This is a genomic window from Bacteroidales bacterium (assembly GCA_021648725.1).
GTDB lineage: Bacteria > Bacteroidota > Bacteroidia > Bacteroidales > JAADGE01 > JAADGE01.
Map to the genome: position 1 here is coordinate 54136 of JAKISF010000009.1, position 23972 is coordinate 78107.

General features: G+C 31.5%; 19 protein-coding genes. 7 read left to right on the plus strand and 12 right to left on the minus strand.

Annotated elements, in window-relative coordinates:
• Positions 1 to 25 precede the first annotated feature (25 nt).
• Positions 26 to 1573 (minus strand): DUF5106 domain-containing protein, encoded by a 1548-nt coding sequence (locus L3J35_05300; GenBank protein MCF6365601.1) that lies wholly within the window; start codon positions 1571 to 1573, stop codon positions 26 to 28.
• Between the two features lie 158 nt (positions 1574 to 1731).
• Here L3J35_05300 and trkA point away from each other — a divergent pair, with 158 nt between their 5' ends.
• On the plus strand, positions 1732 to 3069 hold the full coding sequence (gene trkA, locus L3J35_05305) for a Trk system potassium transporter TrkA (GenBank protein MCF6365602.1): 1338 nt from the start codon (positions 1732 to 1734) through the stop codon (positions 3067 to 3069).
• Here trkA and L3J35_05310 read toward each other — a convergent pair.
• The 8 genes from L3J35_05310 to L3J35_05345 form a co-directional block, all read right to left on the minus strand.
• Entirely contained in the window at positions 3066 to 4385 is a 1320-nt protein-coding gene (locus L3J35_05310) for a pyridoxal-phosphate dependent enzyme (protein MCF6365603.1), read from the minus strand. The two genes, trkA and L3J35_05310, sit on opposite strands and share 4 nt — an antisense overlap.
• Positions 4386 to 4497: 112 nt before the next feature.
• Positions 4498 to 5304, minus strand: coding sequence for a 3'(2'),5'-bisphosphate nucleotidase CysQ (gene cysQ, locus L3J35_05315; GenBank protein ID MCF6365604.1), 807 nt, complete (start codon positions 5302 to 5304; stop codon positions 4498 to 4500).
• Between the two features lies 1 nt (position 5305).
• Positions 5306 to 6061 carry an SDR family NAD(P)-dependent oxidoreductase gene (locus tag L3J35_05320; GenBank protein ID MCF6365605.1) on the minus strand — a complete coding sequence of 252 codons (756 nt, stop codon included), beginning with the start codon at positions 6059 to 6061 and terminating at the stop codon, positions 5306 to 5308.
• A gap of 1 nt (position 6062) precedes the next feature.
• Positions 6063 to 7838 carry an SLC13 family permease gene (locus L3J35_05325; protein MCF6365606.1) on the minus strand — a complete coding sequence of 592 codons (1776 nt, stop codon included), beginning with the start codon at positions 7836 to 7838 and terminating at the stop codon, positions 6063 to 6065.
• A gap of 167 nt (positions 7839 to 8005) precedes the next feature.
• Complete coding sequence (gene cysN, locus L3J35_05330; protein MCF6365607.1) at positions 8006 to 9301, minus strand: sulfate adenylyltransferase subunit CysN; 1296 nt, start codon at positions 9299 to 9301, stop codon at positions 8006 to 8008.
• A gap of 18 nt (positions 9302 to 9319) precedes the next feature.
• The gene (gene cysD, locus L3J35_05335; protein ID MCF6365608.1) at positions 9320 to 10225 is read right to left on the minus strand and encodes a sulfate adenylyltransferase subunit CysD; all 906 of its coding nucleotides are present in this window, start codon (positions 10223 to 10225) and stop codon (positions 9320 to 9322) included.
• A gap of 17 nt (positions 10226 to 10242) precedes the next feature.
• On the minus strand, positions 10243 to 10968 hold the full coding sequence (locus L3J35_05340; GenBank protein ID MCF6365609.1) for a phosphoadenylyl-sulfate reductase: 726 nt from the start codon (positions 10966 to 10968) through the stop codon (positions 10243 to 10245).
• Positions 10969 to 10976: 8 nt separating this feature from the next.
• Positions 10977 to 12056: a VOC family protein gene (locus tag L3J35_05345; GenBank protein MCF6365610.1), complete on the minus strand. Its 1080-nt coding sequence runs from the start codon at positions 12054 to 12056 to the stop codon at positions 10977 to 10979.
• A 148-nt stretch (positions 12057 to 12204) separates the two neighbouring features.
• Between L3J35_05345 and L3J35_05350 the strand changes: the two genes are divergently transcribed.
• Positions 12205 to 13431, plus strand: coding sequence for an aminotransferase class I/II-fold pyridoxal phosphate-dependent enzyme (locus L3J35_05350; GenBank protein MCF6365611.1), 1227 nt, complete (start codon positions 12205 to 12207; stop codon positions 13429 to 13431).
• 53 nt (positions 13432 to 13484) lie between these two features.
• Here the strand turns inward: L3J35_05350 and L3J35_05355 are convergent, their stop codons facing one another.
• Positions 13485 to 14762: a DUF5103 domain-containing protein gene (locus L3J35_05355; protein MCF6365612.1), complete on the minus strand. Its 1278-nt coding sequence runs from the start codon at positions 14760 to 14762 to the stop codon at positions 13485 to 13487.
• 110 nt (positions 14763 to 14872) lie between these two features.
• On the opposite strand from L3J35_05355, the gene L3J35_05360 reads away from it, so the two are divergent.
• From L3J35_05360 to L3J35_05380, 5 genes are all read left to right on the plus strand, one after another.
• Positions 14873 to 15568, plus strand: a complete 696-nt coding sequence (locus L3J35_05360; GenBank protein MCF6365613.1) for a hypothetical protein — start codon at positions 14873 to 14875, stop codon at positions 15566 to 15568.
• Positions 15569 to 15744: 176 nt separating this feature from the next.
• Positions 15745 to 18147 (plus strand): SPOR domain-containing protein, encoded by a 2403-nt coding sequence (locus L3J35_05365; GenBank protein ID MCF6365614.1) that lies wholly within the window; start codon positions 15745 to 15747, stop codon positions 18145 to 18147.
• 11 nt (positions 18148 to 18158) lie between these two features.
• Entirely contained in the window at positions 18159 to 18437 is a 279-nt protein-coding gene (locus tag L3J35_05370; GenBank protein MCF6365615.1) for an ATP-dependent Clp protease adaptor ClpS, read from the plus strand.
• A gap of 17 nt (positions 18438 to 18454) precedes the next feature.
• Entirely contained in the window at positions 18455 to 19921 is a 1467-nt protein-coding gene (locus L3J35_05375; protein ID MCF6365616.1) for a flotillin-like FloA family protein, read from the plus strand.
• Positions 19922 to 19943: 22 nt separating this feature from the next.
• Entirely contained in the window at positions 19944 to 21140 is a 1197-nt protein-coding gene (locus tag L3J35_05380) for a flotillin-like FloA family protein (protein ID MCF6365617.1), read from the plus strand.
• Positions 21141 to 21195: 55 nt separating this feature from the next.
• Here L3J35_05380 and L3J35_05385 read toward each other — a convergent pair whose 3' ends face one another.
• Both L3J35_05385 and L3J35_05390 read right to left on the minus strand, forming a co-directional pair.
• The gene (locus L3J35_05385; GenBank protein MCF6365618.1) at positions 21196 to 21990 is read right to left on the minus strand and encodes a PorT family protein; all 795 of its coding nucleotides are present in this window, start codon (positions 21988 to 21990) and stop codon (positions 21196 to 21198) included.
• A 56-nt stretch (positions 21991 to 22046) separates the two neighbouring features.
• A complete protein-coding gene (locus tag L3J35_05390; protein MCF6365619.1) occupies positions 22047 to 23720 on the minus strand; it encodes a hypothetical protein in 1674 nt (557 codons plus the stop codon).
• Positions 23721 to 23972: the final 252 nt, after the last annotated feature.

The following is a 23972-nucleotide window of genomic DNA, read 5'->3' on the forward strand; positions in this document are numbered from 1 at the left end:
TTATTGTTTAAAAAATTAAGTTAATTTATTTTTTAGTTTCACTTTCAATAATATCAAAAGCTTGTTCGTAGCCTATTTTTTTTGCTATAATTTTTTTATCTTTATCTAATAAATAAAGAACCGGAGAAGATGTTATATCATAATTTTTTCTGAAAGAGTCAAAAGGATTCCAGGCATTTACCCAATCATTCAAATTATGTTTTTTAATGAACTCTAACCAATCTTTAATATCTTTTGTATGCTTTTTCCAGTCGGTTAAATCCTTTTGCATATACATTGCAATAACCTTAACATTTTTTTCTTTCATTCCTTTTTCAATATACATTTCATGAAACTTTGGGGTTTCTTCTCGGCAATGGCTACAGCTCGGTGTCCAAAACCAAATAATTGTATATTCTGCCGTAACATCTTTCAAAGCATAGGTTTCCTCAAACTTAGTCAAATAATCTTGCAATAACCCAACTTTTAAATTATACTTTATTATGCTGTCGGCTTCTGATTTTTCAATTTGCAAACCTTTGCTTTTATAATTTTCTTCTTCGTCCAATAAAGCATTAATTTTTAAAGTGTCAAAAGGAGCTAAGTTATAATTAATATTATATGCCTGATTTCCGATTAAACATTTCTTTTTATTTGCAATTTTATTTTTTAAATCGCTTATAAATTTAGTATCACTCCATTCAGCTTCTTTTATGTAGTATTTTTCTGCAATATGAACATAAACGTTTTCTGCGGTCATAACTTGGCTCGAAGCATATTTATTAAACAAATAAACCATCATAAATCTAAACAGTTCTTTGTTGGTTTTTGATTTTTCTATTAATATATCAACTTCGGGAATAAGAGTATCCGGATGTTGCATTAAAACTTTATCAATATATGTTTCAATTGTACTTTCATAAATTGGTGTACGCAATAAACCGGGGTCGGAAACATCAAAATTATCAAAATAGTGATGCCTGAACCAAAAATATTGTTCTTTTTTATCTGTTATGGTTTTGGGAACTTCAGGGCGACGTGTTGCAATTAAAAATTTAATAAAAAACAAACCGGAGTTTTCCGAAACAACTTTATTATGGTATTTATTCATATCTTCTCTTATTTGTTTCATCTGCCCGTCAATTTCTTTTACTTTATTTTTATCTGCTTTAAATTCTTCACGTTTTTTCATTAAATCTTCTTGCTCTTTACTTGCTTTACGCATATGTTTTTGGTAGTCCATAAAGATAAGGTTTTCCTCTGATTTCTTGAAACTTACTGTTTCTAAAAAGTTAGTTGTATCTGCAATAATTATAAAATCTTGGTCTTTATCTAATATAAAATCAAATTTGTTTTTATTAGGTAAAAATAAAAAGTACATTCCGGTCGGGTATGCTTCTTTTCCTTTAAACACACCAATTCCTTTTGTGTTTAATGTTATTGTATCATCCGGGATAAGTTGCTCATTAAAATAATGACCGATAATCACATCTTGTTTTTTTAAATTCAGGATATTTACTTCAATATTATGTCCTTGCGAAAAACTAAAAAAAGAACCCGTAGCATAAATTAATGTCAATATTATTTTTTTCATCTTATTATTCATATTTAGATTTTTCAATTAAACGTCGTAAAATTAAAAATAATATAGTTTTCTTTAAGAAAACATAATTAATATTTGATACATTATTATAATTTTGTCGGTTCAAAGACTTAAAAACTCACATATTAGTTGCACAAAAAATCTTTTTTATGAAAGTAATCATAGCAGGTGCAGGAGAAGCAGGAACACATTTAGCAAGTCTATTATATAAAGCAAAAAAAGACATTGTTATTCTGGATACGGATAATGAGCGTCTTGAATACCTTGATTCTCATTACGATTTCTTAACACAAAAAGGCTCTGCAACCTCAATAAATGATTTAAAAAAAGCCGGAATTCCTGATGCAGATTTATATATTGCCTTAACTCAAGCAGAAGAAACAAATATTACATCATGTATTTTAGCAAAAAAGTTAGGAGCAAAAAAAGTAATTGCCCGTGTTGATAATATTGAATATTTGGAAGGTGAAAATGAGGAATTTTTTAAAGAGTTAGGAATTGACTCATTAATTTATCCCGAAATTTTAGCAAGTAAAGAAATCCTTAATTTGCTGAACAGTACCGGAGCAAATAAAACCTTCTCATTTGCAAAAGGGAAACTGCAACTTTTTGTTATTACAATTAAAAAAGATGCTCCCATTATATACAAAACCCTTCAAGAAGTTACAAAAGAAGCCGGTGATTTAAATTTCAGAGCCGTTGCAATAACCCGAAAAGATAAAACTATAATACCGAAAGGGTTTAATGCTTTTCATGAAGGCGATAAGTTTTATGTAATTTGCAAAGAAGAAGGAATTGAAAAACTAATGAAGTTGTCGGGCAAAAAGCATTTTAAAGTCGAAAATGTTATGATTATGGGCGGAAGCAGAATCGGCATTAAAACAGCTTTACAATGTGAAAAAAAATGCCACGTTAAACTTTTAGAAAGAAACAGAGAAAAGTGTGAAAAATTAAGTGAAAAGTTAGAAAATACATTAGTTATTCACAGCGACGGAAGAGATACAGAGCTTTTAAAAGAAGAAGGAATATCAGGCACAGATGTTTTTATTGCGGTTACCGGAGATTCCGAAACGAATATTTTAGCTTGTTTGCATGCAAAAAAACTAGGAGTAACAAAAACAATTGCCGAAATTGAAAATATGGACTATCTGCAACTTGCAGAGCAAATGGGCATCGAAAGCGTTATAAATAAAAAAACTATTGCAGCAGGTCATATATATTCTCATATTATGTCTGAGCAGGTTTCTTCCGTTCGATGTTTACTCGGCAGCGATGCTGAAATTTTAGAGTTTACAGTTCCTGACAATGCAAAAATTACAAAAAAGAAATTAAAAGATACAAAATTTCCTAAAAAAGCAATTATAGGAGGTGTAATAAGAGAGGAGGAAGTGTTTATTGCAACAGGTTCAACTCAGATATTACCGGACGATAAGGTTGTTTTATTTGCATTACCGGAAGCTATTGATAAAGTCAGTAAGTTCTTCTAATACGTCTCAAAGGGTTCCCAAACTTGCTTTTTATAATCATCTCTATTGAAACGTTTTGCATCATCAGAAGTTTTAATATTTTCAGTTGTGTATGAAACTTCTTTTAAGAAATCTGTTGCACGATTTGCACTTTCACCCATGTTTATAAAAACTGATTCTCCGTCTTTTATTAATCCACGTTTTAAAGCTTCAAAAAAACCTAAAACGCCGGCTGCTGATGCAGGTCCTATTTTTATAACGCGCTCAAAACCGACTAAACGAGCTAAAGGCACAGCTAATTCTTCATTAACGGGAAAAATTTCTCCTCCGCTTTTCTTAACCAAAGGTCCCATTAAGGGATACATACCGGGGTTACCGGTTGCAATGGTAGGAATTAATGTTTTAGGATTTTCATAAACAGGATAATCTTTTTCCCAACCTTCAGGATATTTTTTTTCTTTTGCGTCTTTCCAAGCAGCAGCCATCGGCGCACAAAGATGCCCTTGTGACAATAAAAATCTCGGTAATTTTCCGAAAATGTTTAGTTCTTCAAAGTCATTATATGCTTTTTCAACCGCAAAAGGTCCCGTTCCGCCGCTTAATGCTTGGATGTAAACGTCAGGTGTTTTACCCGTTACTCGCATCATTTCAAATACTTGTGTTTTTTTAGCTTCTAAACGTAAAGGGTCTAAATTTCCGCCGGTAATTAATAAACCGTGTTTCTTTGCATATTCTGCTGCTACTTTTTTAGCATAAGCATAGTCGCCTTTTACTCGAAATAGCTTTTGACCGTAAGTTCCGATATGTGCTTCGCTGTCGGGTAAAGAATCCTCAGGAACAAATACCGAACATGAAACTCCTGCTTTTGCTAAATAATGTGCAAATGCACTTGCCGTGTTTCCGGTGCTTACAACCACATATTCTTTAATACCTTGCTCTTTAAGAACTGATGCAGCAACCGCACCGCCTTTGTCTTTAAATGTTCCTGTTGCAAAACTTTTATCGTTTCTGTTAATGTAAACTTCAAGATTTAAATTGTACTTTCTTTTGGCATAATCTTCAAAAAAGTCCCAACGTTCAATCGGAGCAACCCCTTCACCTTCTGTTACAATATTTTCTTTGTTTTCAAGCGGTAAGAAATCGAAATAATGCCAAAGACTTTCAGGTTTTGCATCTTTACTGATAAGTTCTAAAAGTTTTTTCTTATCTGTATTATAAACTGTATTGATTTTATTATCCCCACATTTCGGGCATTTTTGTCCGTGTGAAAACCATTCTTTAAAGCCGTTTATTCTATGTCCGCATGTGCGACATTTGAAGTGGAATTTTTTGTTCATTTTATATTTGTTTTTTTGTTTATCTGCAAAGTTATTATTTTCAGAGTTATTCCAAAGGTTTTATTGAACACTGATTATTTCAACTTTGCTCAATATAAATTCAAAAATCACACTACCTTTTGACAATAAAATACGGATTTAAAAGATTCTCTTTATTATAAGCCAGCGGACTTCCGTCAATTTGTGTAAGTGTTGCTCCCGATGCGTTTAAAATGGCATGACTTGCAGCTGTATCCCACTCCATTGTAGGGCCGAAACGCGGATAAATATCGGCTTTGCCTTCTGCAATCATACATTGTTTTAAGGAACTTCCGACCGGCATCATCTCAATTTCTCCGTGTTCTTTTTTAAGTTCTTTTATGTATTCAACTGTCTCATCTGATAAATGAGAACGACTGCTGACAACTGTATAAGGTTTGTCTACTGAAGGAAGCGGTAATTTTACAGCATCAAAAGATAATATTGAGAAGTTTTCTTTTTTGAAACCGGCTAAATCAATGTCTTCAATTTTAAAGGCTCCGGTTTCATTATCACCAAAATAAAGTGCTTTTGTAACAGGCACATAAATAATTCCCATAATAGGATTTTGTCCTTTTATTAAAGCAATGTTTACGGTAAACTCTCCGTTTCGTTTAATGAATTCTTTTGTGCCGTCAAGCGGATCGACCAACCAAAAATAATCCCATTTTTTCCTTTCTTCATATGGTAAATGCTTTCCTTCTTCACTTAAAACGGGTATATTCGTTTCTTTTAAAAATTCAAGAATTTTAAGGTCGGCATTTCTGTCTGCTTTTGTTAAGGGTGATTTATCTTTTTTTGATTCAATTTGAAAATCATCGCTGTCATAGACATCCATAATTTCTTGTCCGGCATGAATTGACGCTTCAATTGCAATTTTTAAAAAATTGTTTAAATTCATTTTATATTCTGTGTGTATGTGAAGAATTTGCCTGGTCAGTCGGCATAATTAACATATCATTTATGGTTACGTGCTTAGGTCTGGTAACTGCAAATTCAACTGCATCTGCAATATCTTGTGCGTATAAAGGTGTTAAGCCGTCATAAACTGTGCTTGCTGCTTGTTTACTACCCAGTCTGACTTCCGAAAATTCGGTATCAACCATTCCGGGGCTAATTGAGGTTACTCTTATTCCGTGTGGTAACATATCAATTCGCATGGCTTTTGTAATAGAATCTACGGCATGTTTTGTTGCACAATATACATTGCCCTTAAAGTAAGTTTCCTTACCTGCAATTGAACTTATATTAACAATATGCCCGTATTTTCTTTCGACCATTCCGGGCATAATTGCACGAGAAATATAAAGCAAACCCTTAACGTTTGTATCAATCATTTTTTCCCAATCATCAATATCGCCTTCGTGTATAAAATCTAAACCTGATGCTAAACCGGCATTATTAACAAGAATATCAATATTTTGCCATTCAGAGGGCAAGTTCTCAATTTGTTTTTTAGTTTCTTCTCTGTTTCTGATATCAAAATTTAAAGAACGGACTTTTGTATTGAATTGTGTTTTTAATTCTTCTGAAAGTTTATTTAAGCGTTCTTCTCTTCTGCCTGTTATAATTATGTTATAATTAAGCTTTGCAAGCATTATTGCCGTTGCTTTACCGATACCGGAAGTTGCTCCGGTTATGAGTGCTGTTTTATTCATATTAAAAATACATTAAACTTAAAATTGTAATTGTAACTATCATATACAGTAATGTTAAAGGAGCGCCAATTTTAAAAAAATCTTTGAATTTATATCCTCCCGGACCGTATATCATTAAATTTGTTTGATAACCTATCGGTGTCATAAAATTTGCGGCGGCAGCATAAGCAACAACAAGAATAAACGGCATCACATCAGCATTTAATTCTAAAGCCAAGCTTAAAGACACAGGGAAAATTACTGCAACTGCAGCTTTGTTAGTAATATAAGCTGCAAGTATAGTGGTTATAAAATATATTCCGGTTAAAATACCAATTTTTCCGAATGGTCTGAAAACAGAAATAATCCCGTCTGAAAATAATTCTGCAACACCTGATTTCATCATTGCCATACCTAATGCCAAAGACAATGCTATCACAATAACCAGCTCATAATCAATGCTTTTTTCAAGATCTTTCGGTTTTGTAACTCCCATTACAACTAATCCGGTAATAAGAACAAGAAGTCCGTTAAAGAACTTTATTAAGCCGAATGCCGATAAGAAAATGACTAAAAATGTTCCTCCGACTAAAAATACAGTTCGGGGAATTCCCAACCGCCTTATTTCTTTAACTCTTGAAATTAGAATAAAATCGGATGTATCTTTTAAACGAGCTTCAAAATAAGTTCCGGCAAGAAGTAAAACTGAATCGCCTGCTCTTAATTCTTCCGAACCGAGTTTTCCGGCAACTGTTTCTCCGTCACGATTTATCGCAATTGCAGTTGCATCATATTTTGCTCTGAAATTAACTTCTTTAAGTGTTTTTCCTTTCAAAGTTGAATTATGTGAAATTACAATTTCAATAACTTCCGTATTCTTCTTTCGCGAAAACATACCGACTGACGGTATCTCAATCCCTTTTTTAGATTTTACAAAATCAGCAACTGCTTCCGTTGTTCCTGTAAACAAAAGAATATCTTCTTCAAGTAAAATTGTATCATGCGGAACAGCAGTTATTCTGATATCATCTCTTAAAATTTCAAATAAAAATAAACCTTCTAAGTCTCTTAAACCTGCTTCATTAATTGTTTTACCAATTAGTGAGCTGTTAGTTTTAATTCTTCCCTCAACTATATAATTTCTGGTAATAGAAGGCAGCTTATCAATTACATTTTCATGATCTGGCAACATTTTTTGTCCGAAAAATAAAATATATGCTATCCCGATTACAACCATCGGTAATCCGACTGCTGCAAAATCAAAAATACCTAATTCCGGTAAATTAGGAATGATTTTCTGATCTGTAACTAAGCCATTTACGATAAGGTTTGTTGAAGTTCCTATTAAGGTTGCACACCCGCCTAATATAGCAGCAAATGATAGGGGTATTAATAGTTTTGAAACCGGAGCTTTAAATCGTTGAGCACTGTTATGAACATAAGGCATCATAAGAGCAACCAAAGGAGTATTATTCAGAAAAGCAGATAAGGGGGCAACAATTAACATCATTCTTGCAGAAAAGTTTCTGACTGATTTTGATTTTTTGAAGATAAAATCGAAAAAAATATCCAAAACCGAAGTTCTTCTGTAAATATCACCTAACAAAAGGAGCATAACAATAACTGCAACTTGCTCGTTTGCAAAGCCTTCTAATATTTCAGACGGTTCAAGAACATGAGTAATCCCGAGTACTATTACTGCAATAATAAATGTCATTGCAGGACCTACAATTTCCTTATATAAGGATATCATAAGAAAAACAAGAACAATTATAACAACTATTGCATCAAATGACATTGATAGTAATATTTCTTCAATAAGAAAATACTAAAAGTTGAAACTTTATTAATATTTTGTTTCAACTTTTATATAATTTATGTCAAATTTAATTATTTTTTGTTAAAACTTTATTTTTTCGAGCCCTATTAAAAAAGTTTTAACATTTTTTTAGATATAGTACAAATTTAAATTCTTTCAACAATCATTCCTGCACCTACGGTTTCATTTGTAACTTCATCAACAAGAACAAAACTTCCCGTAAATCTGTTTTTTCTGTATGAATCAAAAAACAAAGGCTTTGTTGTTCTTAAATGGATACGTGCTATATCGTTCATCTTTATTTCTTTATCCTCATAATTTCTGTCAAGAGAATTAATGTCCATTTTAAAACGGACTTCTTTAATCATACATCTTACTTCATTTGTTGTATGTTTCAGTGCATATTTCCCCCCTATTCGTAACGGACGTTCATTAAACCAAGATATCATTGCAGTAATATCCTGACTTTGTTGCGGAATATTATTTGATTTTACAATCATATCTCCTCTGCTTACGTCAATATCATCTTCTATTGTAATAGAAACTGATTGGGGTGCAAAAGCTGTTTTTAAACTTTCGTTTAATGTATCAATGGATTTTATTTTTGATTCAAAACCGGAGGGTAAAACCTTAACTTTATCTCCTACGCTAAATATTCCTCCGTCAATTCTTCCTCCGTAGCCTCTGTAATCGTGATATCCATCGCTTTGAGGTCTGATTACGTATTGAACAGGGAAACGTGCATCTACATGGTTATGGTCACCTGAAATATAGACGTTCTCTAATAAATGAAGAAGTGTAGAGCCTTCATACCAATCCATTTTTTCTGAACGATCAACAACATTGTCACCATGTAAAGCACTTATAGGTATAAAATCAATATCTTTTATATCTAACTTAGGAGCAAAACTCATAAATTGCTTCTTAATTTTAGTATATGCTTTTTCATCATAATCAACTAAATCCATTTTATTGATACACACTACAATATGAGGTATCTGTAAAAGAGATGCGATATAAGAATGACGTAGAGTTTGTTCAATTACACCGTGACGTGCATCAATTAAAATAATTGCAAGATTTGCAGTTGATGCTCCTGTTACCATATTTCTGGTGTATTGAATGTGTCCGGGTGTATCTGCAATAATGAACTTTCTTTTTGGTGTTGCAAAATAGCGGTATGCTACGTCAATTGTAATACCTTGTTCTCTTTCTGCACGCAAACCGTCAGTAAGCAGTGCTAAGTCTGCTTCTCCGTTTCCTTTGTTCTTACTTGCTTTTTCAAGAGCCTCAATTTGATCCTGAAATATTGATTTACTGTCGTATAAAAGACGACCAATTAATGTACTTTTCCCGTCGTCAACGCTTCCTGCCGTTGTAAACCGAAGAAGTTCCATGTCAAGATATCCGTTGGTACTGTTATTTATATTATCTTTTACCATGTTTTTGTTTTTCCTGAATTAAAAATAACCTTCTTTTTTTCTGTCTTCCATTGCTGTTTCGGAACGTTTATCATCAAATCGTTGTCCTCTTTCTGTTGTTCTTTCTGCTGCTATTTCGTCAATAATGTCTTCCAAATTATCAGCTTTTGATTGTGTAAGTCCTGTATTTGTAATATCCCCTATTGTTCTGCAACGAACATCTAAGACTTCGGATTTTTCATTAGGTTTCAGTTGCATAAATGAAGCTGCAGCTAACAACACACCGTCTCGTTTAAATACTTCTCTTCTGTGAGTGAAATATAAAGTCGGAATTTCAATGTTTTCCATATAAATATATTGCCAAACATCAAGTTCTGTCCAATTACTGATAGGAAATACCCTGAAATGTTCACCCATTCTTTTTTTACCGTTAAATAAATTCCAAAGTTCAGGTCTTTGATTTTTAGGATCCCATTGTCCGAACTCGTCTCGGTGTGAGAAAAAGCGTTCCTTTGCTCTTGCTTTTTCTTCATCACGCCTTCCTCCGCCCATTGCCGCATCAAACTTATTTTCTTCAATTGCTTCAAGCAATGTTGTAGTTTGCAGCACATTACGACTTGCATTATAGCCGGTTTCTTCTTGTGCTTTTCCTTCGTCAATTGTTTTTTGAACTGAGCCTACATACAATTTTACTCCGTATTTTTCAACGAGGTCGTCTCTGAACTTAATTGTTTCATCAAAATTGTGACCGGTATCAATATGCAACAAAGGAATAGGTACTTTTGCAGGATAGAAAGCTTTTCTGGCTAAATGAAACATTATAATGGAATCTTTTCCGCCGGAAAACAAAATAACGGGGTTATCGAATTGTGCAGCAACTTCTCTGAATACAAAAATTGATTCTGCTTCTAATTCTCTTAAATGATTGAGGTTGTATTTATTCATTTTTAAAATATATTTTCTTAATTTATCTTTTTAATATTAAAAGAGGGTGTTTGGTCAATATGCAATCCGCACTCTTTTTTATCTTTGCTTTCCCACCACCAACGACCTGATCTAATATCTTCGCCTTCTTTTATTGCTCTTGTGCAAGGTGAGCAACCGATGCTTAAAAATCCTTTATCATGCAGTTCATTATACGGTACGTTGTTTTCTTTTAAATACTCTAAAACATCATTATACGTCCAGCCTGTAAGAGGATTAAATTTTATTGTGTCAAAACTTTTGTTTTCTTCTAAAAGTGCTAATTCGGTTCTGGTAACAGATTGCTCTGCACGAAGACCGGTTATCCACAAATCAACATCTTTTAAAGCTCTTGTCAAAGGATAAACTTTTCGGATGTTGCAACATTCTTTTCTGTCTTCAATTGAATTATAAAAACTGTAAATTCCTTTTTCTGAAATCATTTTTTCAACCTTATCTTTTTCGGGAAAAAATGCTGTTATTTTTTTGTTATATTTTTTATTTGTTATATTCCAAACTTTATAGGTTTCTTCAAACATACGTCCTGTATCAAGAGTAAAAACTTCAATAGGGATATTGTTTTTGAAAATAATATCAGTTATAACTTGGTCTTCTTGTCCGAAACTTGTGGAAAAAGCAATTTTTCCTTTAAATTCTTTTGCAAGAAATTCAAGTTGTTCTTTTATTGATTTTAATTTTATTTGTTGTGTTAATTTTTTTATCATATTATTAATTATTTTACTCTGTTCCAAGCCAATGTTTTCAACATCCAATCAGGCAAAGCTTTTTCAGGATTTCTTTTCATTAAATTAAGATTCCAACTTAACTTTTTAATAATAGGAATTTTATGCGTTTCAACAAATTCGATTAATGTTCCGTCGGGGTCTTCTGTATATGTAAAATGTCCGGCTGCATCTCCCATATCAAATATTTTTCCTCCGGTTTCATAAATTTCAGGATTGCTGTCTATTGTAAAAGGATGTCCGTTTTTTGCACAATGTTCTTTCAAAGCTTTCATGTTGCTTACATCAAAACAAATTTGAATGAAGCCGGGATCACCCCAATATCGCCCTTCATACATCTTTTTAGGTTCAGCATCATATATTTTCACAAGTTCAATTTGGCTTTTCCCCAACATTTTGCTGAATGCTCCTTTGCGAGCTTTGCTGTGTGATAATAATGCTCTGTCAAACTTAGAGTCTCCTCTTTTTAAACCGTTAAAATCTTCAAATATACCGTTTTCTTTATATTCAACAACATCGTATCCTAAAACATCGGAATAAAATTTTATTGATTTATCAATATCCGTTACTCCGATTATTGCTCCGTAAACACCGCCGTTTACTGAATCGTTTTTTGCAAAAACAGAATCTTCTTCCACAACTTCAAAAATATTGTTGTAAGGGTCTTCGAAAAAGAAATGTTTATTTCCTGCAGGGTCTTTTACAAGTTTGCTTAAAAGGTTAATGTTTTTTTCTTTAAAGTTGCTGTAAGCAAACTCAATATTTTTACTTTTAATTTTTGCGGCAAATATTCCTAAATCGCCAATTTGAATCTCAAAATCAGCATGTTGCGGCTCTCTTGTAAGATGTTGCCATACTTCTAAACCTCCGCCGCCCTGAATATTAAGTGCAATTATTGCATGTCTTTTTTGTGGTTTGTTTCCGGTATAACGTAACATTTTTTCAGCAGTGCCGAGATCATCAACAACAGGAATGTTAAAATCTAAATTTTCTCGATACCATTTCCATGAAATGTTAATATCTGTTACCCCTATTCCTACTTGCTGTATTCCGCTTATGATGTGCTTCATTTAATGTTCCTGTTTAAAATAATTCGCAAAGATAATAATTTACATTCTTACATAAAAAATTAACTTTCGATTATCATTCATTTAAGAAAAAAGTTTTTTTTATATTTGCAAATTCCTAATTAAAAGTAAGTATTAATATAAAAACGAAATCGTGGATATTTTCAAAAAATTAGACACATCAAAAACCGACTTGGGTAAATACCAAGCATCAGTACACGGATATATGACTTTTCCGAAACTTGAAGGAGAAATCGGACCGGTAATGAAATTTCAAGGAAAAGATGTAATTACATGGAGTGTAAATAATTATTTGGGTTTAGCAAATACTCCGGAAGTAAGAAAAGCAGATGCAGATGCAGCTGCAAAATACGGAATGGCATATCCTATGGGAGCAAGAATGATGACCGGAAATACAAAATACCACGAAGAACTGGAGCAAGCTCTTGCAGATTTTGTCAGTAAAGAAAGCGGTTATTTATTAAATTACGGTTACCAAGGAATGGTTTCGATAATTGACTCTTTGGTAGACAGAAATGATGTAATAGTTTATGACTCAGACTCTCATGCTTGCATCTTAGACGGAGCAAGATTACATATGGGCAAACGTTTTGTGTTTAAACATAACGATATGGATAGTTTGGACAAACAACTTGCTCATGCAACTAAATACTTGGAAGGTAATGATAAAGGCGGAATTTTAGTTATTACGGAAGGTGTTTTCGGAATGGAAGGAGATTTAGGCAACCTGAAAGCAATAACTGATTTTAAAGATAAATACGATTTCAGATTATTTATCGATGATGCACACGGAATAGGCACAATGGGTAAAACAGGTGCAGGAACAGGAGAACATTTCGGTGTTCAAGATAAAATTGATGTGTATTTCGGAACTTTTGCAAAAGCTTTCGCAGGAATTGGAGGTTTTGTTGCAAGCAATAAACAAATAATTGATTATTTGCGATATACAATGCGTTCACAAATTTTTGCAAAATCATTGCCGATGCCTATGGTTCTGGGAGCATTTAAACGTCTTGAAATGCTCAGAGATGAACCTAAACACAAAAAGAAACTTTGGGATATAGTTAATGCTCTTCAAAAAGGTTTAAAAGATAACGGTTTTAATCTTGGTGTTACAGAATCTCCTGTTACTCCTGTATTCTTTGAGGGAGATGATACTATAGTAATAAAAATTACAAAAGATTTAAGAGAAAACTACGGTATTTTTTGCTCTGCTGTTGTTTACCCCGTTATTCCGAAAGGTAAAATAATGTTAAGATTAATACCTACTGCTTCACATACACAAGAACACGTTGACATTACAATAAAAGCATTTTCTGAAATTAAGGTGAAATTGCAAAACGGAATGTATGATTAAAATCAAATCGGAAGAATAAAAAAAGCTGACAAAATTTAATATGTCAGCTTTTTTTATATCCTTTTTAAAGAATTTACAATTTTGTATCCTATCAATTCATCATACTGATTTGCAGGATTTCTGAAATAAACATAAATTACATAATTATTTTCTGTTTGATAGTGATTTCCTTCCGCATAAGAAAAGTCAATATTCTTGTTTTCATCATTTACAAAAACATATTGATAATTATAAAAACCCTGTTTTAACAACATTCTTAATTTATAAGATTGTTCGGAATAATCATAATACATTTCATTATTCTTATCATTATTCCAATCTGACAAAGCACCGAAAACATAAAACTTACCTGACACAACAGGATTATTATATTGTAATTTAAAATCAACATATACGTATTCCGCTTCAAGCTTATCATCACTTATATTATCTGCCGTTATTAACATTTCACCATTAATATCCTCTGCATAGGAATATGTATTAAAAGCCTCTCTTTTTTCACTTACTAACTCAAAAATATAATATGGCTCATTGTATTTTATTGTACTGATTCTGTCATTTACATATTTCGTATTCTTAACATTAAAATAACGGTATTCATTTCCTCCCTTAAATCTAAGCAATCTAGGGTTATTATACTCATATAAATTACCTTTAATATAATCCGGTTTTATATTGCTTATGTTAATTTCAGGAATATTATTCTGATAAATTATAACTTTTAAATTATCCTGAGAATCAAAAACAGATTGCAACTTATCGTTTAGCGTAAATACAAGTTCTTGCGAATCATCAATAGTATTTACAACAGAAGAACGTTTTACTTCAGCATCAATATCGACTTTAGAATCAACAACAAAAAATCTTCTGCTGAATACAATTTCTTCTCTGTCAAAATTTTCATAAACAAGCAAAATATAATTCCCTGATAATTTAGGCATAACATCTTCATTCGGGAATAAAAGTTCAAAATGTCTGTAAAAAACCAAAGTATTAAAAGAATCTTCAAAATCTTCAACTTGATTTTCCTCAAATCCCTCAATATATTCAATAGAATTCAAATTTGAAGGTTCCCAGTCAGAGTTGCAATGAATTATTGTATAAGAATAGTCGTTTCTTTCTTGACTCAAATCATCAAATTCTAAAAATAATTTATTCTGAACGGCTAAATCTATAATAGGGTAAGAAAATCTTTTTTCAAGTTGGTGGAATAAAATACTTTTTATATTTTCTTTATATATTCTGTTATCATATTGTAGCTCAATCTGCGAAAAAAGAGGATTGGTAAAGAAAAGAAATATAAATAAACAGGCATTCTTTATAAAACCCATGACATTTACGGAATAAAAATAACTATTAAATATTACTTAATAACACAAAATATTTGCAAAAAGTATAAATATTTCATATTTTGCAATAAAATTAATATAAAAATTTGATTATGGAAGGATTTATTTGTCTTGAAAAACAAGAAAGATTAGTACAATTTGAAACAGGCGGAAAAAAAATGAAAGAGCTTATTCTTTCTGATGCGAACCCTTACCCCGGATATTATTCAGAAACACCAGCCGATACGCAGGCAACTAAGCCTAAGTATATTTTTGCCGCAATGAAACAAGGCGACGGGTGTTATGAAGATATTGTTTTAAGAGCAGGTTTTAATTTAAAAAACAAAGTTGATTATGAATTTGAAGCTAATTACGGCAGAATTTCTTTGTTTAACAAAACAAAACCGTGTGTAAGAATAAAAATAGATGATTTATCAAAAGTTCCGGAACTTATTAAACTCCTGAAAGAAGAAGGCATTCAGTTTCAGCCTGCCGAGAAAGTAAGTCCGTATGACAGTATTATCAGAATCAGAAAGCACATGAGTTTTAACAAATTAGCAGAAGATGTTTATTCCGGAGATAAAGAAAACCATTACTACATTCAAGTTTCTGAAAAATTAGAATGGAAAGATTTTGAAAAACTAATTTTATCAATAAAAAGTTCCGGAGATTTCGGTATTTTTGATGCTGCTCAAACATCATTGTACCAAAAAGATGAAATCATTGAATTTGTCAGAATATATACTAAATCATTTAAAACAGAAGATTTTGTTAAATTAAAAGATGAAATTTGCAAACGAATTTCTTAGCTTTTTAAAAGCACCATATATAATATTAATAGAGATTGATTTTTCAGTCTCTATTTTTTTGCAATAAAAATAAAATTGATAATAAAAAGTTAATAACTTTTCATTCTAAGCCCTTTTAAGTATAAGATTTTTTGTATTTTAGCAGATTAAATAATTCTATCTGAAAACAGAACATAATGAATAATAATAATTTAATAAAAAAAATATTTTTGCCGATTGTTGTATTACTCGCATTTATACTTAGCACATCGGAAACATCTGCTCAACAGCACGATGCATTTAATTTCGGCATCTTAAAAAATAAAAGTTACTACACAACTGTATTCTCACAAGCCGAACAAATAGAATTGGCAAAAGCTGACGAAGACTATTTAAAAGGAAAAACAGAGTTGCTTAACGCCGAAAAAAACTTTAAAAAAGCTGACGGATATTATAAAATCTCTAAAAATTACGGAGGAAAAACAGAAAAAAAAGCAACCCGCTATGAAAAAAAAGCTATAAAAAGTGCTTTAAAGGCTTATGATTATTTCTTCAAAGCTTCTGACAGAAAATTCCACATTTATTCTGACAAGCTTAAGAAAATGGAAAACAACAACAGTAAAAAACATTTAAAAGCCGAAGAACTCGGCATTGATGCTCGCTCAATATATATGTCGGGGACAGAATTAAATACAGAAGCAAAATCTTTAAACGGAAAAACAAAAGTAAACAAACTTGAAGAAGCATTTAACTCTCACTTAAAAGCTATTAACCAACAAGAAACAGCTTTCGGAATATTCATGAACGACACCGATGTTGAATATAATGAAACAAATGATGCAGTTACAAACAACAACGATACATCATCTGACAATAACTTAAACGACAATACCGAAAACAATTATAAACCTGACAAAGATCCCAATATTTATATCTCAAAAGAAGAATCAATTATTGCAAAACTTAATATCAGCAATTCAGATAAATCATTGCTTGATGATGCATCCGACAAAAGAACATATGCAGAAACATTAATGAAAGAAGTAGATGCCGATTACTTAAAAATTGATAAAATAAGAAATCAAGCCGACAATATTGATGATGAATATGAAAAAGATTTAAAAAACAAAATGGCGTCCGGTTTGGAAAAAGTTCTTTTTGAAAAAATGATTAAAGCGGCAAAACTATTTTTTGAAGCTGGTAAAATGAAATACGAAGTATATGCAAAATATCTTCCGGAAGCTCGAAATTCAAAAAACTTTCAAGAAGGTAAAATATATGAGGACAATGCATCTTCTCTTCATTCAAAAGCATTAAAAATCTATAATAAAGCAAACTTTTATTCCGGGCATCAATCAAACCTGTATATTCAACTTATGAATGCAGTTCAAACCGAACTTTCGGCTATACAGGAACAGGAAAACGCATTCAGCACATATTTCAAACTTGAAGTTACACCTTTAGAAGAAAACGTTGAAGTTATTGTTGAAAATAATAACCAAGTTAAAACAAACGACAATAAAAATTCTTCTTCAAAGTTAACTTATAACTACAGAGGTTCATTTGTTTATTCAAAATACAATCCCGAACCGATTCCCTTAGTCCATAAAGAAGGAATCATATTTAAAGTTCAATTAGGACTTTTTAAAGGCTTGCTTCCCCTAAAAAAATACGGAAAATATTCTCCCATAAGTTACGACACCTTTAAAAACAACCCTTACAGAAGATTTCTGCTCGGAGAATACAGAAGTTACAAAGCCGCAGAATATGTATTAAACCAAGTGGTTACAAAAGGCTTGACCGACCCTTTTATTGTTACTTATGAAAACGGAGAAAGAAAAACGGCAACATACGGAATTTCAAAAATTGTAAGAAATGACGAATTTGAAAAAACAGAAGCAAAAGAAATGTCTTATCTTACCGGCAATGCAGTAGATATTAATACTGAAAATAACACAAATAATTATTCAGAGAATAATACCGATATTTCAATCGACAATACAAAAATCAATAAGATAAAAGAAGTTATGCAATTAGTATATTGTGTTCAATTAGGAAATTTTTCTTCCCAAAAAAAACTTGAAGATTTTAAAGGAGCTGAACCTGTATTTATTGAAAAAACCGAAACATCCTACCGATACATGACCGGAACTTTTTCAACATATAACGAAGCAAAAGAGAAATCGAAAGAATTAACAAGCAAAGGGTTTGAAGGAACATTTGTTATTGCATATTATAAAGGAGAAAAAATATCTTTAAACAAAGCAAAATCAGTTGCCGAAAATGAAACAATAGTCAACACACATACAAAAAAAGACGAAGTATATTTTGCAGTTCAAATAGGAGCTTATTCAAGTGAATTAGAGGAAAATGAAATGAATCAATTTGCAAGTGTATCAGGTAAATACAAAATAAATACAACTAAAATTGACGGCGGATTATACTTATACACAATAGGAAAATACAAAACTTACAAAGAAGCGGCAGAAGTTAAAGATTACATTAAAAGTATGAGTACTGACGGTTTCGTAATTGCATTTAAAAACGGAAACAGAATAAGTGCACAAGATGCAATTAAATTTCTTAAACATAATAAATAGTCAAAGTAAAAATGTCAAAACACAAAACCTTTAATCAAGAAGATGAAGTTACTTCAGTTCAGAAATCACTAAATAAATTTCTTATACTTCATAATGATGAGTATCATACATTTGATTACGTTATCGATGCATTAATTGATGTATGCCGGCATGAAGTTGAACAAGCAGTTCAATGCACATATATTGTTCATCATAAAGGAAAAGCTGATGTAAAAAAAGGAACTTACGACTTCTTAAAACCTATGATGAAACAATTAAAAGCAAAAGATTTAAAAGCAACTATTGAATAATATTAAATTAAATGTAAATGGACCTAATCATTATAATCGTTTTTATTATTTTAATATTATCATGTATGATTGCCGCTTATGTGCCGTATGAACTTCAACCTTTGGCAACCCAAGCAGGATTCAGCAAATTTTCACTTCGCTTTTTTTTATTACGAGTTCAAAAAGTTCCGATAAAATATTTATTCGAACAATACATTAAACTCATTGATTCTGATATTGATATTGAATTTGAAGAACTAAAAAAATATTGGTCGGCAAAACCCGATAAACTTGAAAGTACAATAAATATTATTATAAATGCGAAAAATGCAGGATTAGAAATACCCATAAACGAAATTGATAAATATAATTTAAACGAAACTAATTCTTTAAGTTTTTTCTCTGTATTAAAAAAACTGAAAAAATTCAAAATTACATTCTCCGATTCTGAGATTTTTGAACTGATAAATTCAGACATTAATATTGACGAATATTTTCAATGTATTACTAATGCAAAAAAACACAATATTAACCTTTCCGAGTACAATATTAAAGAAATTGACATTGACAAAATTAATGCCTACATTAACAATCTCGATGAAGTAATAAAACTTGGAAGTAAACCCGATTTAATTATTGAAAGCAACTTTTCACAGGAAATAAAAAACATTTTGCTTACAAACATTTTGCAAATTAATCGATTAAATATAAATATATCAGAAAAAGAGCTTATTGAAATATTCAATTCAGGAATTAACACAACAGAATATATCAAAGCAATTGAATTATTACAATCCGAAAAATTTGAAGGCATAAATCAAAAAAAAATAAAAGAACATTTTATAAAAGGCGGAAATGCCGCAGTTGTTTTAGATTCATTATTATATGCAAAAGCAAACCAAGCCGAAATAGACCCAAAAATCCTCTTTAAAATTGATTTAGATAAAAACGCAGACCTTCAAAATATCATTAAAAAAGCCGTTATTCCTTATGAAATTGATTTACTCGAAATATTACCTGTTGTTTTACCTGACGGCATACAAATTACCCCTAAAATAAAGTTAAACATAAAAAATAACATCAATGCCTATTCTTCTTATACTGACGAAACTGTTTTTTTTAATATGATTTATGATATAATTTCTGATGAAATTCTAAAATTTAAAACATATCAAGATGTTTTAGGCAATATAAAACCTATTATTAAAAATACTCTGAAACAAATTTCGAGTAAAATAAAAGAAACGGAAAATACGCCCTTTTTTATTACAAACTTAAAAATCATTGACATTGATATAAACTCAGATACATTGTCTGAAATAAAAGAAAAGGAAAATAAAGCAAAAAAAGAAGACGCAAGATTAAAAATTCTTGAAGCTAATGCAAAACTTCAAGAAAATATGTCGGAAGCATTAAAAAACGGAAGTATGAGTTTTAAAGATTATCAAAAAGAAAAACATATTTTCGGTTCTTTCGATAACGATGAATTACCTTACAGCGACTAAATCATAAATTAATACAACAAAAATGGTAACAGCATTAATTATTATACTTGCAGCATTAACAGCTCTTTTCTTTTGGTATTATGCACCGATAAATTTATGGTATGAAGCAAAATTATCGGGCGTAAATCCCGGCTTATGGAATATGACAAGAATGAGGTTGCAAAACATACCGCATAAATTAATAATTTCGACATTAATAAAAGCACATAATTCCGATTTAAAACTACTTTCAGAAGATTTAATGCGAAAATATCTCGCAGGTGTTGATATTGAGAACATTACAGACACTGCAATAAGAGCAATAAATTCAGGTTTAGATATTTCATATAACGAATTAGCAAAACAATATCTTGCAAAAGTTGATGTTGACCGAGTAATTCACGCATTAATAACTGCACATAACGCAGGTATTTCAATTAATTTTAATGAACTGTCATCTTTTTATCTTTCAAACGTTGATGTTATTAAAGTTACCGAAGCACTTGTAACCGCTCGTAATGCAGGTTTTGCCGAAATAACTTTAAATACCCTGAAAGAGCATCATTTATCAAACGGAAATGTTACAAAAGCTGTTAATGCCTATATTACTGCAAAAGAAACAGATGTTAAAGACATTACTTTCAAAGATGTAGCAGCAATAGACCTAACCGACATTGATGTAACCGAAGCCGTAAATTGGGCAGTAAACCCGAAAGTTATCGAAACTGAAACAATATCAGGTATTGCAGAAGACGGAATTGAACTTTTAATGAAACTGAAACTTACACTTCGTGCAAATATTAAAAATATGATTGGCGGAGCAACAGAGCAAACTGTTTTAGCAAGAGTTGACGAACATTTATCAACTGAAATTGGTCGTTCCGAAAATCATCAAAATATTTTAAGAAACCCTTACGAATTAGCTGAGAAAGTTCAAAAAAAAGAACTCGGAAAAGAAACTGCTTTTGAAATTTTATCAATTGATGTTTCAGAAGTTAAGGTGGGAAAAGACGTAAAAGCTGAATTACTGAAAGAACGAGCAAAAGCAAATGCAGAAAGAGCAAAAACAGAATATATAAAAGCCGAAGAAAAAGTTCAAAAAGCTATGGCAGCAGCATTTATTGACGGTAATTTGTCAATTCACGATTATCATAAAATTCAAAATACAGAAGCCGACACCGAAATGCGAAAAAAAATCGGAAATTCTGTTACAAAAGATAATAAAGAAGATTCAAAATAAAAAAAGCGGTACAAAAAATACAGCTTTTTTTATTTTATCAAATTTATCTGAAACATTATTTTAAAAGTCGTCTTAGCCACATTTCAGCAGCATATACTTTTCTTGTTGTCCAACTGTTTATAGGCACGGTTAAACCTGCTTTCAGCACTAATGTTCCGTTCGGTTGCCCTGTAAATGGTTTTAAAACACTTCCGTCAGGCAATTCTTCTTCATAAGTTTTGCTTAAGAAATTTCCGAACACATAGTCTGCTTCAAAATTAAAAAACATATAATTAAACCCTATAATACCGGCAATATTGCTTTTCTTAAGCATATCTTTGTAATTTTCAGGTTGTGTATTATAATTAACTTCCGAATAACTCACATCTTCACCTTTGGTCAAGAATAAGTTGTAGCTGTATGAAACACCGCCGTATATATACTTTTGCGAATCATAGAATTTCTTACCGTATTTAACATACACAGGAATAGTTACTTGTGACACTCTATATGTTTCTTTTAATGTATATGAAGGAATAGATTCAGTATAATAATTAGCTGCAATACCATACATTTTATATTCTATACCCAATGAAACACCTGCATTACCGCTCTTTAAATCATGGTTATAAATCAAAGAACCGTAATATCCCGGGGAATAATTCAGGTTAAAACCGGTATCAGGGAATAAACGCAAATGATCTTCTCCGTATTTCGATAAAAGCATCTGATTTAGTAATGTATCCGGTTGAGGAGTAAAAATAGTATTTGTTGCACCGAACTTTAATGAAAAATAATCATACTCACTGTCCCATTGTGAAAATGAATATGTACTGATAAAAATAAATATTAAGATTATTGACTTTTTCATGTCTTATTTTTTTGAACTTTTTATACTTTTAACTTTATGCTTTAAACTTTATCTTTCTAAGGTCTGTATTGCCAGAAATCACTAAACAAATGTGCATCTCCTGCAATACCTGCCCAACCTGTTCCTACATAACCTCTGTAATCGCTGTCACTTATTTTTATACCTACACCTACCGCCTCAAATCTCGGTAATCCTACAACTATCCAATCATGTACATCATCGTTAGGGTCAGGATCAATATCAACCTCGCCGAAATTTGCTCTTTGATCCCATTGATTTGTAAACGGGTTATAACGCCAAAAATCACTTAAAGCAACTCCTGCCTCATTTTTTCCGAGCCCCACATAACCTGTTTCTCCGAGAGCAAAACCTATTGCCTCAACTCTTGCTTCCGCAGGTAAAGATCTTCTTTGTACCCAAGTTAAATTATCTCCTGACGACTGCCTTGCCATCCATAAATCATTATAATAAACTCCTGAGTTATCTCTGCCGCCGAAAACATAAACATTATTTCCAATTGTAAAAGTTACCGCTTCCGTTCTTGTTCCTCCCGGAAAATCATTAATCTTTGTCCATGTTCCTTTATCTCTGTTTTCTCCTTTTTCATTTGGATCATATTTATAAAGCCACTGAACAACTTCGTTATTAAAATCATAAGTTCCAAGTCCTAAATAAGCTATACCGTTTATTGTAAATGCAATTGAATTTTCAGTAATAATTCCGGGGAAATCTTGTTCTGATGCAGCATTAGTAATGTTGTCCCATTCTCCCCATGAACCGATAGGATTATTTGAGTTAGCTTCTAAATCTAAACGGTAAAACTCTGTATTACCTTGATTTGCATCGCTTGTAATTCCTAAGCCTAAAAATAAACAATCATGATAAACACCGACTCCTGTTTCAACATCTTCAATAACAAAACAAACTGCATTAGTAAAAGTTGATAGTGACCCGATATTTAAAGATTTGTACGGGGGCGGGTCTGACCATGTATTAGTAACAGGATCATACCTTTCAACCACAATTTGATCTCCGAAAATTTCATCATGCCCTGCCAACACAAACATATAACCGTTGTATGAAAATGATGTTGATCCCCAGTTAAGTTGATCGGGAAATTCAGCAGGAGTTTCCTCAAAATAATCAGGTCCGCCGCCAATCCATAAATTATTAGGTTCGGCTGTTGTTACCTTTAAAATATTTTGATTATATGCAATATCTTTGTAAACAGGAGAACCGCTGCCGTCAAAATAACCGGTAACCACAAAAGAACGAACATAATAATCTTTTTCAAATTTAAGTCCGAAACTGTTTGTAAATTCAAAACCGGCATATAAATCATCCTCTGTCATAAATTCTGTGGGTTCGGATGTCGGATAAATTACAGAATTCTGATCAAGTCGAGCCAATAAATCAATTTTGTCGACAGAATCATAACCGCAAACAACAGGAATAGGGTCTAAAGAATAAACATGCCCGTATATCAATATACTGTCTGCTAATACGCCGTCACTGTTTTTCTTAACATAAGTTATATTTTCCCGCACTTCGGCATATACATCAGTAACCAGAATAAGGCTGTCCTTACTTCCGCTTATATATTTAACTTTTCCGTCCGGTGTAATGAATGTTCCTCCGTCAAATTCTCTTGTAAATGAATAAGGATTTTCATCGTATTTACAAGAAGAAATTGCTAATAAAAACAAGAGGAAATAAGTAATTTTTTTCATGTTTAATACTTTTAAATTATAAAACTGAAACTCAATGAGTTCATCCAAAAATATAAAGAATATACAAATATAACGAATATTTTAAAAAATTATTAGTTTTTTTTGATAAATGAACTTTAATAAAAGCTCTAACAACTAAACTTTACAAATATTATACCTAAGTTTACATACTTATATGACTTAACGGCTTATTTAACATCCGACATAAATGACAAATTGTCTTATATTATTATTTGGCAAATATTTTGACTG

What these genes read in the sequence shown, in the direction of transcription:
- L3J35_05320 (MCF6365605.1), bottom strand. Translation starts at nt 6,061, where the DNA reads ATGAATAAAACAGCACTCATAACCGGAGCAACTTCCGGTATCGGTAAA.
- L3J35_05340 (MCF6365609.1), bottom strand. Translation starts at nt 10,968, where the DNA reads ATGATAAAAAAATTAACACAACAAATAAAATTAAAATCAATAAAAGAA.
- L3J35_05345 (MCF6365610.1), bottom strand. Translation starts at nt 12,056, where the DNA reads ATGAAGCACATCATAAGCGGAATACAGCAAGTAGGAATAGGGGTAACA.
- L3J35_05300 (MCF6365601.1), bottom strand. Translation starts at nt 1,573, where the DNA reads ATGAAAAAAATAATATTGACATTAATTTATGCTACGGGTTCTTTTTTT.
- L3J35_05375 (MCF6365616.1), top strand. Translation starts at nt 18,455, where the DNA reads ATGGACCTAATCATTATAATCGTTTTTATTATTTTAATATTATCATGT.
- L3J35_05370 (MCF6365615.1), top strand. Translation starts at nt 18,159, where the DNA reads ATGTCAAAACACAAAACCTTTAATCAAGAAGATGAAGTTACTTCAGTT.
- L3J35_05380 (MCF6365617.1), top strand. Translation starts at nt 19,944, where the DNA reads ATGGTAACAGCATTAATTATTATACTTGCAGCATTAACAGCTCTTTTC.
- L3J35_05385 (MCF6365618.1), bottom strand. Translation starts at nt 21,990, where the DNA reads ATGAAAAAGTCAATAATCTTAATATTTATTTTTATCAGTACATATTCA.
- cysQ (MCF6365604.1), bottom strand. Translation starts at nt 5,304, where the DNA reads ATGAATTTAAACAATTTTTTAAAAATTGCAATTGAAGCGTCAATTCAT.
- L3J35_05390 (MCF6365619.1), bottom strand. Translation starts at nt 23,720, where the DNA reads ATGAAAAAAATTACTTATTTCCTCTTGTTTTTATTAGCAATTTCTTCT.
- L3J35_05325 (MCF6365606.1), bottom strand. Translation starts at nt 7,838, where the DNA reads ATGTCATTTGATGCAATAGTTGTTATAATTGTTCTTGTTTTTCTTATG.
- trkA (MCF6365602.1), top strand. Translation starts at nt 1,732, where the DNA reads ATGAAAGTAATCATAGCAGGTGCAGGAGAAGCAGGAACACATTTAGCA.
- L3J35_05310 (MCF6365603.1), bottom strand. Translation starts at nt 4,385, where the DNA reads ATGAACAAAAAATTCCACTTCAAATGTCGCACATGCGGACATAGAATA.
- cysD (MCF6365608.1), bottom strand. Translation starts at nt 10,225, where the DNA reads ATGAATAAATACAACCTCAATCATTTAAGAGAATTAGAAGCAGAATCA.
- cysN (MCF6365607.1), bottom strand. Translation starts at nt 9,301, where the DNA reads ATGGTAAAAGATAATATAAATAACAGTACCAACGGATATCTTGACATG.
- L3J35_05355 (MCF6365612.1), bottom strand. Translation starts at nt 14,762, where the DNA reads ATGGGTTTTATAAAGAATGCCTGTTTATTTATATTTCTTTTCTTTACC.
- L3J35_05365 (MCF6365614.1), top strand. Translation starts at nt 15,745, where the DNA reads ATGAATAATAATAATTTAATAAAAAAAATATTTTTGCCGATTGTTGTA.
- L3J35_05360 (MCF6365613.1), top strand. Translation starts at nt 14,873, where the DNA reads ATGGAAGGATTTATTTGTCTTGAAAAACAAGAAAGATTAGTACAATTT.